The organism is Streptomyces yerevanensis (assembly GCF_000716805.1).
Classification (GTDB): domain Bacteria; phylum Actinomycetota; class Actinomycetes; order Streptomycetales; family Streptomycetaceae; genus Streptomyces; species Streptomyces flaveus.
In genome coordinates, this window is record NZ_JNWJ01000241.1 from 1 (window position 1) to 353 (window position 353).

Here is a 353-nt window from a genome sequence, read left to right on the forward strand (position 1 = left end):
CCGGCTCAGGGTCGTCACTCGCGACGGGCGCATGGGACTGCGGGAAGAGCCGTCCCGCAGCCGTGACCTGATAGTGGAGGACGCGTTCGGCGCGCACAGTCCGCCGTGGCACCTGACCACCCAGGAGGTGGCCGAGGAAGGACGACGCGTCCTGCGCCCCGGCGGTCTGTACACGGTCAACATGATCGACTTTCCCCCCGGCGACTTCGCGCGGTCCGAGATCGCGACGCTGCGCGCCGTGTTCCCGCATGTGATGATCGTTTCGTTCGACAAGATCATCAAGGGGGAGGAGGGCGGAAACGTCGTAGCTGTGGCCGGAGACCGGCCGATGCCGGTCGACCAGCTGCAGCGCA

At 67.7% G+C, this 353-nt stretch carries 1 protein-coding gene; it reads left to right on the forward strand.

Annotated features, from left to right (window positions below):
- Positions 1–31: 31 nt before the first annotated feature.
- On the forward strand, positions 32–353 hold a 322-nt coding region (locus tag OP79_RS49245), incomplete at its 3' end, for a fused MFS/spermidine synthase (RefSeq protein ID WP_245685769.1).